This window comes from Nocardia sp. NPDC050408 (genome assembly GCF_044458905.1).
GTDB lineage: Bacteria > Actinomycetota > Actinomycetes > Mycobacteriales > Mycobacteriaceae > Nocardia.
This window is the reverse complement of record NZ_JBITIL010000012.1, coordinates 93022-107269: the sequence shown is the minus strand read 5'-3', so window position 1 is coordinate 107269 and position 14248 is coordinate 93022. Positions and strand designations below refer to the sequence as shown.

Sequence of the window (14248 nt, the reverse complement as noted above, 5' to 3'; positions counted from 1 at the left end):
TGCTGTCCGCACTGGCTGGCACCGGCGTGTCGGTGCGCCCGGATAGCCTGCCAGGTATGCATCCGCCGGTCACCACGCCCCCTGCCGACATCGCGCGGGAGGTCGCATCCGATCGTCCACGTCCGGCACTGTCACCTTCGCGGGCAATGGATTTCAAGCAGTGCCCGCTGAAGTACCGGTTCCGGGCGATCGATCGGATTCCGGAGCCGCCGACGCGGGTCGCGGTGCGCGGCACGGTGGTGCACGCGGTGCTGGAGGATCTGTACGGACTGCCCGCCGGTGAACGCCGGTTCGAACGCGCTGCCGGGCTCGTCGAGCCCGCATGGGCCCGGGTGCTAGCTGATAGACCCGAGGTCGCCGAAGTGGTCGCAGCGGACGGACTGGCGGGCTTTCTAGGCGAAGTGCGCGCGTTCGTCGAGACGTACTACCGGCTGGAGGATCCGACCCGCTTCGATCCGGAGTCGTGCGAGTCGCGAGTGGAGGTCGAACTCGACGACGGTGCGCTCCTGCGTGGGTTCGTCGACCGCATCGATGTCGCTGCGACCGGTGAGCTGCGCGTCGTCGACTACAAAACCGGCCGGGCTCCCGGACTCGCCCAAGAGACCAAGGCGCTGTTCCAGCTCAAGTTCTACGCCTTGGTCGTGCTGCGCACCCGCGGCATCCTGCCCACCCAATTGCGACTGATCTACCTAGCCGACGAGCAGATCCTCACCTATGCCCCCGACGAGGACGAACTGCTGCGCTTCGAACGCACCCTCTCGGCCCTCTGGCAGGCCATTCTGTCGGCCGGGCGGACCGGCGAGTTCCTGCCGAGTACCAGCTGGCTGTGCGGACATTGCAGCTACAAGAGTCTGTGCCCCGCATTCGGCGGCACACCACCGGTCTATCCGGGCTGGCCGGACGGTGGCACCGGGGAATCGCCGGACGAAACCTTCGCCGACGCGGTCGCCGACTGAGCTCAGCCGAGGAACAGATTCAGATCGAGGCCATGCGAACCGAGTGCGGCGATGACGCCGATGAGTACGAGGACGCCGAGAGCATCACCGATCACGATGAGCATATTGCGAATCCGCCACCACGAACCGACCGACTCGATACTCGGTTTCACTGGGCTTCCCCTGTCCTTCGGTCCCGAACGGCCTGCCCGTCCGAGGTCTTCCATAGTTGTTTCGCCCAACCCGGCCCCAGTGTTGACAGCAGAGCATGAAGTTTTCGTGAGTTCCGTCGCGAACTGAAAGCACACAACACCACTGCGATGCTCGCCGGGGTGACCGGCGAGCACCGTAACCGCAGGTTGCCGGCGCGGATCTACGCGGTGAAGTTGCGGAAAAGCAGCAGGGACAGACCCAGCCCGACCGCCAGATTGAAGACCGCCGCGGATCCGAAGACCACGACCGGACGCCAGCCTGCCTCGCGCAAGCCGCGCAGCGAGAACTCCAGACCGATGGAGACAAAGGCGAAGATCAGGAACCAGGTCCGCAGATCGTTGACGATCGCAATATGCGCCGCGCCGGTCTTCTTGTCCACCGACTGCAGATAGAGCGTGCCGATGACGGAGGCTGCGACGAAGCCGATCACGAACTTCGGGAACCGCTCCCAGAACTGGCGCAGCGAGGGCCGGGCCGCACCGGGAATGCGCTCGACCCGGATCGTGAAGTAGGCGGTCAGCGCGATGGCGACAATGCCGATGAGCGCATTCTGCGTGGTCTTCACGATGGTGGCGATCTGCAGTGCCTTCTCCCCCGCGATCGCACCGGAGGCCGCGACCGCCGCGGTCGTGTCGATATTGCCGCCGATCCAAGCCCCCGCGACCGCATCGGAGAGATTGAAAACATCTGCGAGCCAGGGCAATACGAAGATCGACGGTAGCGCGAAGATGATCACCAGCGATGCCGCGTACGCGATCTGCTCGCGTTTGGCCTGCACCGCGCCCGCGGCCGCGATGGCGGCGCTGACACCGCAGATCGAGACGGCCGAGGACAGCAGGGCGCGCAGCTTATCGTCGAGACCCAGTCGACCGCCCAGCCACCACGTGAAGCCGAAAACGGCGGTGATCAGCAGCAGCGCCTGCACGATCGACGGGCCCGCCGCGGTCACCAAGATCTTCAGATTGATCGATGCGCCTAGCAGCACCACACCGGTCTTGATGAAGAATTCGGTGCGGAATCCGGCCGAAAGGCGTTCCCGGAGATCGAGTTCAGCGAGTACGACATTGCCGATCAGGCCGATGACAATGGCGTACACCGGGAATTCGATCGACTTGGCGACCCGGTTGAACGGCGTACCGACCGCCCACCGCGGCACATGGGTGTCGAAGTAGCGGGTCAGCGCGCCGAGCAGGATGACGACCGCGATCCCGACTCCGATCTCAACTACCGTGGGACGTGGAATCGACTGCAGTGCAGCGGTTTCGGATCGGACTGTATTCTGATCGGTGACGTCCGACTCGGTCCTGGCTTCGCTCTCCGACATCACGGCACCAACCAATCCGGGATTGCGCCGAGCAGAACCAAGGCGATGAGAACCAGGCCGACGATGGCGGCCAGCCAGTCCTCATTCCACGCGAATGTGCTGCCCGAAGATTTCACGGGCGATGTCTGCGTCACTGTGATACTCCTCGCATTTCCTCATCGAGGCCGTAACGTACCAATCAACCGCAGGTCAGCACACCGATTGCAATCGCAGTGAATCGATCACTCGCACAAAACAACTCGGCCCCGCCGAGTGACGGGGCCGAGTTGTAGAAATCAGGTCAGAAGGCGCGGCAGGACCGGATATCGAAGGCCAGAATGGCCTTCGCGCCGAGTTCGGCGAGCTGGTCCATCACCTCGTTGCCCTGTTTGCGCGGCACCATGGCGCGGATGGCGACCCAGTTCGAATCGGCGAGCGGGGAAACCGTCGGCGACTCGAGACCGGGCGTGATCTCGACCGCCTCCGCCAGAAGTTCCTTCGGGCAGTCGTAGTCCAACATGATGTATTGCTGGCCGAATACGACGCCCTGGATGCGGGCGATGAGCTGATTGCGGGCCCGTTCGTTCTGATCGGAGCCGGTGCGCTCGATGAGCACGCCCTCCGAATCACACAGCGTCTCGCCGAAGGCAACCAGATTGTGCTGGCGCAGCGTGCGGCCGGAGCCGACCACATCGGCAATAGCATCGGCCACCCCGAGTTGGATGGAGATCTCGACCGCGCCGTCGAGGCGGATCACCTCGGCCTCGATACCGCGGCGCCGCAGATCGCTCAGGACCAGATTCGGGTACGAGGTGGCAATGCGCTTGTCGTAGAGGTCCTCGACCTTCCATTCGCGCTCAGCCGGAGCGGCGTAGCGGAAGGAGGAGCGGCCGAACCCGAGGGCGAGCCGTTCCTGAACCGGTGCACCGGAATCCAGCGCCAGGTCGCGGCCGGTGATGCCGAGGTCGAGCTCACCGGAGCCGACGTAGATGGCGATGTCCTTGGGCCGCAGGAAGAAGAACTCGACCTGGTTGGCCGGATCGAGGACGGTCAGGTCGCGGGAATCGGTGCGCTTGCGGTAACCGGCCTCGGCGAGGATCGAGGTGGCCGATTCGGAAAGTGCGCCTTTATTCGGGACTGCGACGCGCAGCATGGGGAGGGTCCTTTCGAGGAGGAGAACTAGGGATCGACGTGGCGGCGCGGGCGACGGCCCCGGAGGCGGTAGCGGAGCGTAACCACGAAGGGGCCCGCGAGTGCCGCAAATTCAACACCGCCGTCACAGATGTCGGTACACGTCTTCCAGCTTCAGCCCGCGGCCCACCATCAGCACCTGGACCCAGTACAGCAGTTGCGAAATCTCCTCGGCGAGCGCCTCGTCGCTCTCGTGCTCGGCGGCCAACCAGATCTCACCGGCCTCCTCGAGCACCTTCTTACCCTGGAAATGCACGCCCGCGTCCAATGCCGCCACGGTCCCCGACCCCTCGGGGCGGGTGACCGCACGATCTTGCAGCTCGGCGAACAGGGTTTCGAAGTTCTTCACGGTGAGCCATTGTTTCAGACGGGTATGCGGACCTGTTGCTCCGGCCCGGCCCCACCCATCAGGCGCACTCTTCGCACCCCTTGTGGCTGCCACAAGGGGTGCGAAGCCATGCGTCAGGCAGCCGAGAGGAGTTCCTCCAGGTCCGCTACGGCGGTGCGCAGGTGATCGGCGAAGGCGTACATCTCCGCGGCGACGGGCTTGGGGGTGGCCAGGTAGATGTTCCAACGGTCCGGCAGCAGGACGTAGGCGATGCCGACGCACTTCTGGCTGGTTGAGCCGAAACCGAAGTAGCGGATATTGACCGACGGGGCAGAGCTCGTGCTCAGGTAGTCGTCGCGCATGATCGTCCAGCCGGGGCTGGTGTAGAGCGGGATCGGCTCGGTGACGCCGAGTTCGGCGCCGCGCCGCCGCTGGATCCACTCGAGTTCCCACAGATGCTGTTCGGGCGCGTTACCAGCCTGACACTGCTTAGCGCGTTCGACATGCGCGCTCGCGGCCGTCCGCGCGGCAGCGAGCCGGTCGGCCTGCGCGACCGCTGGATCTTGCATGGCATCGACGAAGGCCACCATCTCCGGTGTCACCACCCGCATGGCCTCGGTGCGGCCGTTGCGGTACTGCCTGGTGGCAATGGATTCGTAGGTGGCGCCGGTCAATCCCTTACTGCGCCGGTGCGCCAGCTGATAGCTCAGCTGTGCGAACGCATCCGGTGAGATGCCGAACTGTTTGGCGCGAGTGGTGCCGAAATCGAAAGATACTGTCGCGGTGGCATTCTCGGCCGCATACCGGGAGAATGCCGCTCCAGCCGCCGCGATATCGGCGCGCTGCGCCTGATCGAGGACGAATTCGATCGGCTCGACCGGGGGCAACCCCTGCGGCTGTGCCCCGGCCCGTTCGGCGTGCTCGGCGGCCGGAGCCTCCAGCAGCGTGTCGACGAAGGACAGGATGGTGGTGCCGTCGAGACCGCAGTGCTCGACATTGATGCCAGCCTGACCATCAGCGAAGACGATGAACGACACCGACTTGTCGAACCAACGGTTGGCGCTGTCACCGTGCAGCAGCTGATCACAGGCCTGCAGTTCATCGCGCGGCGGGAAATCCTCCAGACACACGCCGAACAGTGCGGTCTCGATGGTGTCCAAGGCCGCGGCGTTGGCGGGTTCGGCCAGCAATCCCTGTCTACTGACGGCCCATTCGGCCCGCGCCTTGGTGGTCAGATGGCCGACTGCGGTATCGGTGCGGGCCGAGCGTGCACCGGCCTTGAGCACCGCGCGCAGCCCGTCGGCGAGATCCTCCAGCGAGTAGGGCACACCGTCCGGTCCGATCACATCCATCCGGAACATGCTGCCGCGGAAGAACACCACAATATGCCTGGCGGTCGACGGTCCTGGCCATTCGTCGCTGTAGGGCACCCGCACGGAATCCTGTGTCTCCCCCGGAATCCGGGTTTCGGAGAACAGGTACCTGTTCTGCCACATCGACAGCTGCTGTCCGCGCTGGGTGACCGGCGGGATCGCCTCGATATCGAGCGCCAGCTTGTAATCGACCGCGGCCGTGATGATTCCGGCCGCCCGCGCCACCTGCGAGGCCTCGGTGGAGGCGGCCAGTGCGGTGTCATCACGGAACAGGAAGAAGAAGTTGGCATTCAAGGCGATGCGATCACGACGGCCCAGATAGCGCGACGGCCAGAACAGATCCAGCCAGCTCCCGACGCCGGGGGTGGCATCGTATTCGGCCAGGGCCGCGTGCAGCTTTCGGCCCGGACCGTCGGGGCGAAGCAGGTCGGCGACCGCTGCCTCGGTGGTGGCGAATTCGTCGGCGGTCAGCAGTGGCGCACACCACTGCAGCAACCGCTCGCCGCTGTCCTCCAGCGTCGGCAGGGGCACCCTTGGCAGGTGGTCGTCGGCGGCGAAGGTGCGTTCGGTCAATGCGGGTCCTTGGGGTCGGCGTGTTTCGGTAGCGGTCGCGAGATGTACAGGTTGGCAAGCAGCCAACCTGTGCTTTCCTGGCCAGCGGTGTCGATTCCGTTGGCGGCCAAGGCATTCAGCACCTGGGTGCGTTCATTATCGGATGCGAACTTGCGTTGTTCGAACACCCCGGGGGCTCGCTCGGTGCGGTAGCCGAGCGCCGCCAGCTCCGCGGCGATCGGTTCGAAGCTGAACATCCGTAGTACGAAGTGTGCCATCCACGGCCGGCGACGCGGGTGCGCCGTTGCCACCCGCGCCAGCGTCTTCTCGGTGACGTATCCGACGCAACCGGTCGAGATGACGATATCCGCGGTCGCCAGCGTACGGCGTTGCGCCTCGGTCGGGTCGGCGGCCTCGAGATCCGCGTGCACCGTGTCGTGCAGGAATCCGGCTTCCTGGGCGTAGGCCAGCGCCGGGCGGGCGGCATCCATGCCGATGAAGTGGACGCCGGGGAGCTGGTTGCTGGCATCCAGGCGGGCCCTATCGCGGGCGATGAGTGCGGCATGATCGGCGTCCTCGGCACCGCGGTAATGCTCGGCGAGTTCACTCACGGTGGTGTCGAAGCGCAGCAGGGCCGCGTTGACGCCGTAGGAGCAACCGATATCGAGCACGGTCGGAGTGTCCACGCGGGCGGAGGCACGGTATTCCCGAATCTGCTGCTGGAAGTGCGGTTTCGCCAGTTCCGGTATGCGGTAATCCAAGTCGGCCATCCGAGCGTAGTAATCGCGCGGATCGGGGCGGTCGTAGATATCGTCGAAGGAAGCTTTTCCGGTCGTATGCAACGGCACTGGCATGTCGTCCCTCTCAGTCGAGCAACCGATCGCCACGGACGGCGTCGGCCGCGGCGGTTAGGTGATCGGGCAGCACCCGCCCGAACAGTTGGCGGGTGCGTTCCACGGTGCCGATGACACCGGGCCGATCGGTATAGGCGAAGATCGCCGAATGCCGTGCCGTGCCGCCCTCGACCGGCGAAACCCGATGCAGCGAGAAGCGGCCCTGGAACAATTGCAGATCGCCGGGCCGCAGATCGAGGTGCCGGATGAGCTGCGCACCGGATCCGGTGAGCACATCCCGCACATCGTCGAGGTTCTCGGCGTGGGGTGAGCGAATATTCGGGCAGTACTCGAAGATTCCGCCGGTCTCGGCAGGCTGGGTCAACATACTGACGGTGAATTCATTGGTGTCGAAATGCCAGGGATGTGACATTCCGGGCGCCACCACGTTCAGGCACAATCCGGCCAAAGGGTCTGCGAATTCGTGCAATTCGGTCAGTGCGAAACAATCCGCGACAAAGCGCTGGAACAGCGGACTGGTGTAGAGCCGATGGATCAGGGCCTCGGCCGGAATGCGGTCGCGCGGGACGAAGGCATTGCCCCGTTCCAACACGATGCGGCCCGGATGGTCTTGTGGCAGTTCGGTATTCAGCGGGATGTTGTAGGCGTTGACCCGTTCGACCTCATAGTGCGCATCGGGGGCCATCGTCTCGCCCTGCGCGCGCAGGGTCTCGATCAACTCAGAACGGATGAACTCGCGCAGTACGGTGCAGCCACTTTCGGCCAACTCCGCGCGGGCCCGCGCCACCGCTTCCCTGCACGCCGCGCCGGTCGGATCCCCCAGCGGATACCGTGCCGTATCGACGATCTCGTCCAGGACATCCGTCGCAGCCATGGCGTCATTTTGGTAGAGCGATCGGCGACACGCCCGGGATTCGACAAAGTTGCCGGTGACTACGGTCACACCTGCCAACTGCGCGCACTTGCGTTGCGGCACAGTAACTCTCACTATGGCGAGGTCGGGAGTGTCGGCTCACAAACAGCGGGACTCGTGATCATGATCCGTCCCGAAGACGCTCCCTGTTCGGGCGCGCGGCTCAACCTCTGACGCGTAGCGCGTCTTCCAGATCCCGCAGTGTCAATCCCACCAATGAATCAAGGAATACCCGTCCCGGCGCCGCCGAAACCGGTATCTCACACGGGATCACGATGACCGCACAGCCCGCAGCACCGGCCGCGGCCGCACCGGTCGGCGAATCCTCCAGTGCCACACAGTCTCGCGGGTGCACACCGAGCAGTTCGGCGGCGCGCAGATAGATCTCGGGTTCGGGCTTGCCGTGCGCGACTTCGTCACCGCAGACCGACACGTCGAAGAAATCGCGACCGAGCGTATCCAAGCCGAATTCCGTAAGCGACCGCTTGGTATTGGTGACCAATGCGGTGCGGAGACCCGCAGTGCGCGCCAATGCGAGCGCATCTTTCGCGCCGGGCCGCCATGGGATCGGCCCCGCCATCAGTTCGGTCACCCGCCGCTCGATGAATTCACCGGCGGCTCGCAACGCATCCGGTGTCCTCTCGATACCCAAACCGTCGAAAATGAGCCGAAGGGCGTTCGGTCCGGACGCACCGATCAATGAATGCCGCAGTTCATCGGTCATCTCGTGACCGTGTGCGCGAGCCAGTTCGCGCACGGCGACATCCCACAGTTTCTCCGAATCGAGCAGCGTGCCGTCCATATCCCACAGCACACCGGCAAGTCGCGCCGTCACCCGATTCGTCTCCCTCTCCTATACGCCCGAAGCGGCGATCAGCAATCGCCCGTTATCCGACACGACCTGGATCCATCGGTTCTCCGAAGAGGTCGAGCCGTTCTTCAGGTTATAGGTGAGCGAAACGACCGCCCGGTTCTCACCGTTCGGTGCGACGCCGCTCACGCTCACCGAACGAACGGTGGACCAGAACTGTGAGTAGGAGCCGAAGCCACCGGTCTGAGCCTGGTACGACGTCGTCAGCTCAGACCACCCGCCCTGCACATTGCCCGGCAGCATCCCGTAGTAGCCGTAGACGAATTGCGAGATCCGATCCGGGGTGGCCGGACCGAACTGGGTGGTGGTGGTCGTCGGCGGTGCGGTGGTCGACGGCTTGGTAGACGAGGTCGGCGCCACTGTGGTGCTGGGCTGGGTGGTCGGCGCCGCCGTGGTCGTCGGCGCCTGCTGCTCCGGCTGACCCGGTTGGATCGCGATCGACGACTCCGGTCCGGTCTCCGAGCTGGTGGGCGCCGGTGTCGGCGTCGTCGAACCGACTGCGCTACCGCCCTTGTCGTCGTTGTTCAGCGACGACACGATGACCGCGACCAGCACCAGCACCGCGACCGCGGCGGCCGCGGCCACCGCGACCAGACGGCCACGACTCTGCTCACCGCCACCGCCGGGCAGGGTGCCGCCGGACTTCGGCGGCGCGGGCGGCGGCGCGACGGTACGGGCCGGTGCGGCGGGGCCCGCGAGCGGGACAACCTGAGTCGCGTCTTCCGCCGCGCCACCCGACTTGTTCAGAACGGTGGTCGCATCCGCGCCGGGTGCGGGCAGCACCTTGGTCATCGTCGGCGTGGTCACCAACGCCGGAGTCCGGCCCGCCGCAACGGCTTCCAGCGCCTCCTTGGCCTCGCGCATATTTGGGCGACCATCGATCGAGGCGGATAGCAGCCGCATCAGCACCGGACCGAGTTCTCCCGCGTGCTGCGGCGGCGGGATCTGTGCCCGCGCCGCGGCATGCAGGACCGCGAGAGCGTTATCGCCCTCACCGAACGGCGGACTGCCCTCGACCGCCGCATACAGCGTGGAGCCGAGCGCGAAGACATCCGAGGCCGGTTCCGGATTCTCCCCGCGCGCCACCTCCGGCGCGAGATAGGCCGGGGTGCCCGCCAGGAATCCGGTGGCGGTGACCGTCACATCGCCGACGGCGCGGGAAATGCCGAAATCGGTGATCTTCACCGTGCCGTCGTCGCCGACGAGCAGATTCGCGGGTTTCACATCCCGATGCATGATGCCCGCATCGTGTGCAGCGGCCAGCGCACCCGCGGCTTGCGCGCCGATGCGGGCCACCTCGGTCGGCTCCAGGGTCCGCTTGCCCGCCAGTTTCGCGGCCAGGCTCGGCGCGTTCATGTACTCCATGACCAGCCACGGCTGGCCGTCCTCCTCGGCGACATCGAAGACGGTGATCGCATTGGGATGGTGTAGTCGCGCCGCGATGCGGCCCTCCCGCATGGCCCGCAGCTTGGCCTCCAGGGCCTGGGACCGGGACAGACCGGGCGCGAGCACCAACTGCTTCACCGCGACGGTGCGGCGCAGCCGGACATCGGTAGCCCGCCACACCACACCCATGGCGCCGGTGCCGATCGGATCCGTCAGCCGATACCGTCCAGCGATCAACCGGTCCGCCGTCATGGTGTTGTGCCCCTCCTGCTTGCCCGCCGAGCCAATTCCGCACTCCGCGCGTAAGCGGAAATCTTCGAAAATGCTACGCGCCGAAGTCCTTTGCACCCGAATTGCCGCAGGACATACACATCCGCCGACTGCCCCGGATGCAGTTGCAACAGTTCCGACTTTGTCATACCTGACCGACATCCAGCCACCGGCGCGCGAACCCGAAGGCGATAGCCCAGGTCAGAGCCGCGCGGCCGAAGAATACGCCCGCGCGTCGCAAGCCCTCGTGTCGTCGGCGTCCGCATTTCATCTCACATATCACGAGGTAATCAAGGCCATCACCCGCACCGATCGACCCGATTCCGATGCGGTGAGAATCACAACGTCCGTACCGGGCGGATAACGAATCCCGCCCGGAAACAGACTGGTCGGCACTTACGCATTGAAGTACTTGGCCTCCGGATGCAGCAGCACGAACGCATCGGTCGACTGTTCCGGATGCAGCTGCAGTTCCTCGGACAGTACGACGCCGATGCGGCCGGCCTCGAGCAGGTCGACCAGTTTCGCGCGGTCCTCCAGATCCGGGCAGGCACCGTAACCGAAGGAGTAACGCGCGCCGCGGTAGCCGAGTTTGAAGTACTCCTGCACATCCGACGGGTCGGAGTCGGCGATCGAATGTCCTTCCAGCACCAACTCTTCGCGGACCCGCCGGTGCCAGTATTCGGCGAGCGCCTCGGTGAGCTGGACGCCGATGCCGTGCACCTCGAGGTAGTCGCGGTAGTTGTCGGCCGCGAACAGCTCATTGGCGAAGTCTGCGATCGGCTGACCCATGGTGACCAACTGGAACGGCAGCACATCGACCTGACCGGTTTCACGTGCCCGTTCGCGCGAGCGGATGAAGTCGGCTATGCACAGGAACCGGTCGCGCTGCTGGCGCGGGAAGGTGAATCGGTAGCGTTGCGGCGCATCCGGATCGGGCTCGGTCAGCACGATCACGTCATCGCCCTCGGAGACCGCGGGGAAGTACCCGTAGACCAGGGCCGCATGCTGCAGCACGCCTTCGGTGGACAGCCGGTCCAGCCAGTATCGCAGCCGCGGCCGCCCCTCGGTCTCCACCAGCTCCTCGTAGCTCGGGCCCTCACTGCCGCGTTGACCGCGCAGACCCCACTGTCCCAGGAATAGCGCGCGCTCGTCGAGCAGTCCCGAATACTCCTGCAGCGAAACGCCTTTCACCACCCGGGTGCCCCAGAACGGCGGCACCGCGACCGGCAGATCCGCGGCCACATCGGAGCGCTGCGGCACCTCGATCGGCACCTCGGCTGCCTTGCGCTGTTCGGCGATGCGCTTGGAACGCTCGTGCCGCGCCTTGCGCTCGGCCGCCTTCTCGCGCTCCGCGATCGCCTCGGGGCTGTCCGGATCGAGGCCGCCGCCGCCGCGCTTGCGGGTCATGATGTCGTCCATCAGCCGCAGGCCCTCGAAGGCGTCGCGGGCGTAGTGCACGTCGCCGTGGTAGACCTCGGTGAGGTCGTTCTCGACGTAGGCGCGGGTCAGCGCCGCACCGCCGAGCAGCACCGGGAACTGGTCGGCGACGCCCTTGGCGTTGAGTTCCTCCAGGTTCTCCTTCATCACCACGGTCGACTTCACCAGCAGACCGGACATGCCGATCACATCGGCCTTCTTGTCGACGGCGGCATCGAGAATGGTCGCGATCGGCTGTTTGATGCCGAGGTTGACCACCTCGTAGCCGTTATTGGACAGGATGATGTCGACCAGATTCTTGCCGATATCGTGCACATCGCCCTTGACGGTGGCCAGCACGATGCGGCCCTTACCGCTGTCGTCGGTGGCCTCCATATGCGGCTCGAGGTAGGCCACCGCCGCCTTCATCACCTCGGCCGACTGCAACACGAACGGCAGCTGCATCTGGCCGGAGCCGAACAGCTCGCCGACCGTCTTCATACCCGACAGCAGCGTTTCATTGATGATCTGCAGCGGCGGCACCTCAGTCATGGCGGCGTCGAGGTCGGCTTCAATCGCTGCCTTCTCACCGTCGACGATCCGGCGCTCCAGCCGCTCGAACAGCGGCAGCGCCGCCAATTCCTCCGCGCGCGAGGCCCGCGACGACGAGGCCGACACGCCCTCGAACAGCGACATGAGCTTCTGCAGCGGGTCGTAATCGTCGCGGCGTCGGTCATAGAGCAGATCCAGCGCGGTCTCGCGCTGTTCCTCCGGTATGCGGGCGATCGGCAGGATTTTGGAGGCGTGCACGATCGCGGAGTCCAATCCGGCCTGGACGCATTCGTGCATGAATACCGAATTCAGCACCTGGCGCGCGGCGGGATTGAGGCCGAAGGAGATATTCGACAGACCGAGTGTGGTCTGCACCTCGGGATGCTTCTGCTTGAGCAGCCGGATGGCCTCGATGGTTTCGAGGCCATCGCGCCGCGACTCCTCCTGGCCGGTGCCGAGGGTGAAGGTAAGCGTGTCGATGATGATGTCGCTTTCGCGAAGACCCCAGTTGCCGGTGATATCGGCAATGAGCCGCTCGGCGATCTCCACCTTCTTCTCGGCGGTGCGGGCCTGGCCCTCCTCATCGATGGTCAGCGCGACCACCGCGGCGCCGTGTTCGGCGACCAGCTTCATCGTCTGCTGGAACCGGGAGTCCGGACCGTCACCGTCCTCGTAGTTCACCGAGTTGACCGCGCAGCGACCACCGAGATGTTCCAAACCGGCCTGCAGGACCGGGGTTTCGGTGGAGTCGAGCATGATCGGCAGGGTCGACGCGGTCGCCAGCCGCGACGCCAGTGCCGCCATATCCCTGGTGCCGTCGCGTCCGACGTAGTCGACGCACAGATCGAGCATATGCGCGCCATCTCGAGTCTGATCCTTGGCGATATCGAGGCACTTCTGCCAGTCCTCGGCCAGCATGGCCTCGCGGAATGCCTTGGAGCCGTTGGCATTCGTGCGCTCGCCGATCATCAGGACCGAGGCATCCTGTTCGAACGGCACCGCTGTGTACATGCTCGATACGCTCGGCTCGTGCACCGGTTCGCGGCGCGCGTCCAGCGGCGGCAGCGTCGGTTCCACCTCGCGCACCGCCGCGGTGACCTGGCGAATATGTTCAGGAGTGGTACCGCAGCAGCCGCCGACCAGCGCGAGACCGAATTCCGATACGAAACCGCGCAACGCGATTGCCAGCTCTTCGGGAGTCAGCGGGTACTCCGCGCCGTTCGCGCCGAGTACGGGCAGACCGGCATTCGGCATGACCGACACCGGAACCGTCGCGTGCCGAGACAGGTGGCGCAGATGTTCGCTCATCTCGGCCGGGCCGGTTGCGCAGTTCAAGCCGATCATGTCGATTCCCAGTGGCTCCAGCGCGGTGAGCGCCGCGCCGATCTCACTGCCGACCAGCATGGTGCCGGTGGTCTCCACTGTGACGTGGGTGATGATCGGAATGCGCCTGCCCAGCTTGACCATCGCGCGCTGACTTCCGGTCACCGCGGCCTTGACCTGCAACAGGTCCTGGCAGGTCTCGATCAGGATGGCGTCCGCACCGGCCTCGAGCATGCCCAGCGCCGCCTCGGTGTAGGCATCGCGCAGCGCGGTAAAGGGGGCATGACCGAGCGTCGGCAGTTTGGTGCCCGGTCCCATCGAACCCAGCACATAGCGGGGGGTGCCGTCCGCGCTGGGGCCCATCTCGTCGGCGACCTCACGAGCCAGGCGGGTGCCGCGCTCGGAAAGATCGCGAATCCGGTCGGCGATATCGTAGTCGGCGAGGTTCGGCAGATTGCAGCCGAACGTATTGGTCTCGACCGCATCCGCACCGGCCTCGAAGTACGCGCGGTGGATATGGCGCAGCACATCCGGGCGGGTGTCATTGAGGATTTCGTTGCAGCCCTCCAGACCACGGAAGTCGTCCAGGGTCAGCTCGGCCGCCTGCAACATCGTGCCCATCGCTCCGTCGCCGATCACGACACGCCGACGGAGCGTATCGAGAAGGGTGGTATCGAAGGCGGCTGAGCTGGACGCAGACATGTGATCAAGCGTAGTGGGCCGCTACGACATGCCGAACCACCCTATCGGTGTCGGGCGCCACAC

General features: G+C 65.5%; 12 protein-coding genes. 1 reads left to right on the top strand and 11 read right to left on the bottom strand.

The features are described from left to right. Positions 1–56: 56 nt before the first annotated feature. Positions 57–956 (top strand): RecB family exonuclease, encoded by a 900-nt coding sequence (locus ACIBJI_RS28860; RefSeq protein ID WP_364347629.1) that lies wholly within the window; start codon positions 57–59, stop codon positions 954–956. A gap of 2 nt (positions 957–958) precedes the next feature. Here the strand turns inward: ACIBJI_RS28860 and ACIBJI_RS28855 are convergent, their stop codons facing one another. From ACIBJI_RS28855 to metH, 11 genes are all read right to left on the bottom strand, one after another. Then, on the bottom strand, positions 959–1108 hold the full coding sequence (locus tag ACIBJI_RS28855) for a hypothetical protein (RefSeq protein WP_364347632.1): 150 nt from the start codon (positions 1106–1108) through the stop codon (positions 959–961). A gap of 200 nt (positions 1109–1308) precedes the next feature. After that, positions 1309–2472 carry a putative sulfate exporter family transporter gene (locus ACIBJI_RS28850; protein ID WP_364347635.1) on the bottom strand — a complete coding sequence of 388 codons (1164 nt, stop codon included), beginning with the start codon at positions 2470–2472 and terminating at the stop codon, positions 1309–1311. Then, positions 2472–2606, bottom strand: a complete 135-nt coding sequence (locus ACIBJI_RS28845) for a hypothetical protein (protein ID WP_364347638.1) — start codon at positions 2604–2606, stop codon at positions 2472–2474. Before ACIBJI_RS28845 ends, ACIBJI_RS28850 begins: the two co-directional genes overlap by 1 nt. A gap of 146 nt (positions 2607–2752) precedes the next feature. Continuing rightward, positions 2753–3604, bottom strand: coding sequence for an ATP phosphoribosyltransferase (gene hisG, locus ACIBJI_RS28840; protein WP_364347641.1), 852 nt, complete (start codon positions 3602–3604; stop codon positions 2753–2755). A 123-nt stretch (positions 3605–3727) separates the two neighbouring features. Continuing rightward, on the bottom strand, positions 3728–3991 hold the full coding sequence (locus ACIBJI_RS28835) for a phosphoribosyl-ATP diphosphatase (protein ID WP_069162624.1): 264 nt from the start codon (positions 3989–3991) through the stop codon (positions 3728–3730). A 113-nt stretch (positions 3992–4104) separates the two neighbouring features. Next, positions 4105–5916 carry a choline/carnitine O-acyltransferase gene (locus ACIBJI_RS28830; protein ID WP_364347645.1) on the bottom strand — a complete coding sequence of 604 codons (1812 nt, stop codon included), beginning with the start codon at positions 5914–5916 and terminating at the stop codon, positions 4105–4107. Next, positions 5913–6749, bottom strand: a complete 837-nt coding sequence (locus tag ACIBJI_RS28825) for a class I SAM-dependent methyltransferase (protein ID WP_364347648.1) — start codon at positions 6747–6749, stop codon at positions 5913–5915. Before ACIBJI_RS28825 ends, ACIBJI_RS28830 begins: the two co-directional genes overlap by 4 nt. 10 nt (positions 6750–6759) lie before the next feature. Then, complete coding sequence (locus ACIBJI_RS28820; protein ID WP_397086700.1) at positions 6760–7623, bottom strand: arpA protein; 864 nt, start codon at positions 7621–7623, stop codon at positions 6760–6762. A 202-nt stretch (positions 7624–7825) separates the two neighbouring features. Beyond that, positions 7826–8497, bottom strand: coding sequence for an HAD family phosphatase (locus tag ACIBJI_RS28815; RefSeq protein WP_364347654.1), 672 nt, complete (start codon positions 8495–8497; stop codon positions 7826–7828). 18 nt (positions 8498–8515) lie between these two features. After that, positions 8516–10171, bottom strand: a complete 1656-nt coding sequence (locus ACIBJI_RS28810) for a serine/threonine-protein kinase (RefSeq protein WP_364347657.1) — start codon at positions 10169–10171, stop codon at positions 8516–8518. 414 nt (positions 10172–10585) lie between these two features. Next, complete coding sequence (gene metH, locus ACIBJI_RS28805) at positions 10586–14185, bottom strand: methionine synthase (RefSeq protein ID WP_364347660.1); 3600 nt, start codon at positions 14183–14185, stop codon at positions 10586–10588. Positions 14186–14248 lie beyond the last annotated feature (63 nt).

Excerpts from the sequence above, each read along its gene's own strand:
- ACIBJI_RS28860 (WP_364347629.1), top strand. The coding sequence starts at position 57 with ATGCATCCGCCGGTCACCACGCCCCCTGCCGACATCGCGCGGGAGGTC.
- ACIBJI_RS28850 (WP_364347635.1), bottom strand. The coding sequence starts at position 2,472 with ATGTCGGAGAGCGAAGCCAGGACCGAGTCGGACGTCACCGATCAGAAT.
- hisG (WP_364347641.1), bottom strand. The coding sequence starts at position 3,604 with ATGCTGCGCGTCGCAGTCCCGAATAAAGGCGCACTTTCCGAATCGGCC.
- ACIBJI_RS28825 (WP_364347648.1), bottom strand. The coding sequence starts at position 6,749 with ATGCCAGTGCCGTTGCATACGACCGGAAAAGCTTCCTTCGACGATATC.
- ACIBJI_RS28820 (WP_397086700.1), bottom strand. The coding sequence starts at position 7,623 with ATGGCTGCGACGGATGTCCTGGACGAGATCGTCGATACGGCACGGTAT.
- ACIBJI_RS28810 (WP_364347657.1), bottom strand. The coding sequence starts at position 10,171 with ATGACGGCGGACCGGTTGATCGCTGGACGGTATCGGCTGACGGATCCG.
- metH (WP_364347660.1), bottom strand. The coding sequence starts at position 14,185 with ATGTCTGCGTCCAGCTCAGCCGCCTTCGATACCACCCTTCTCGATACG.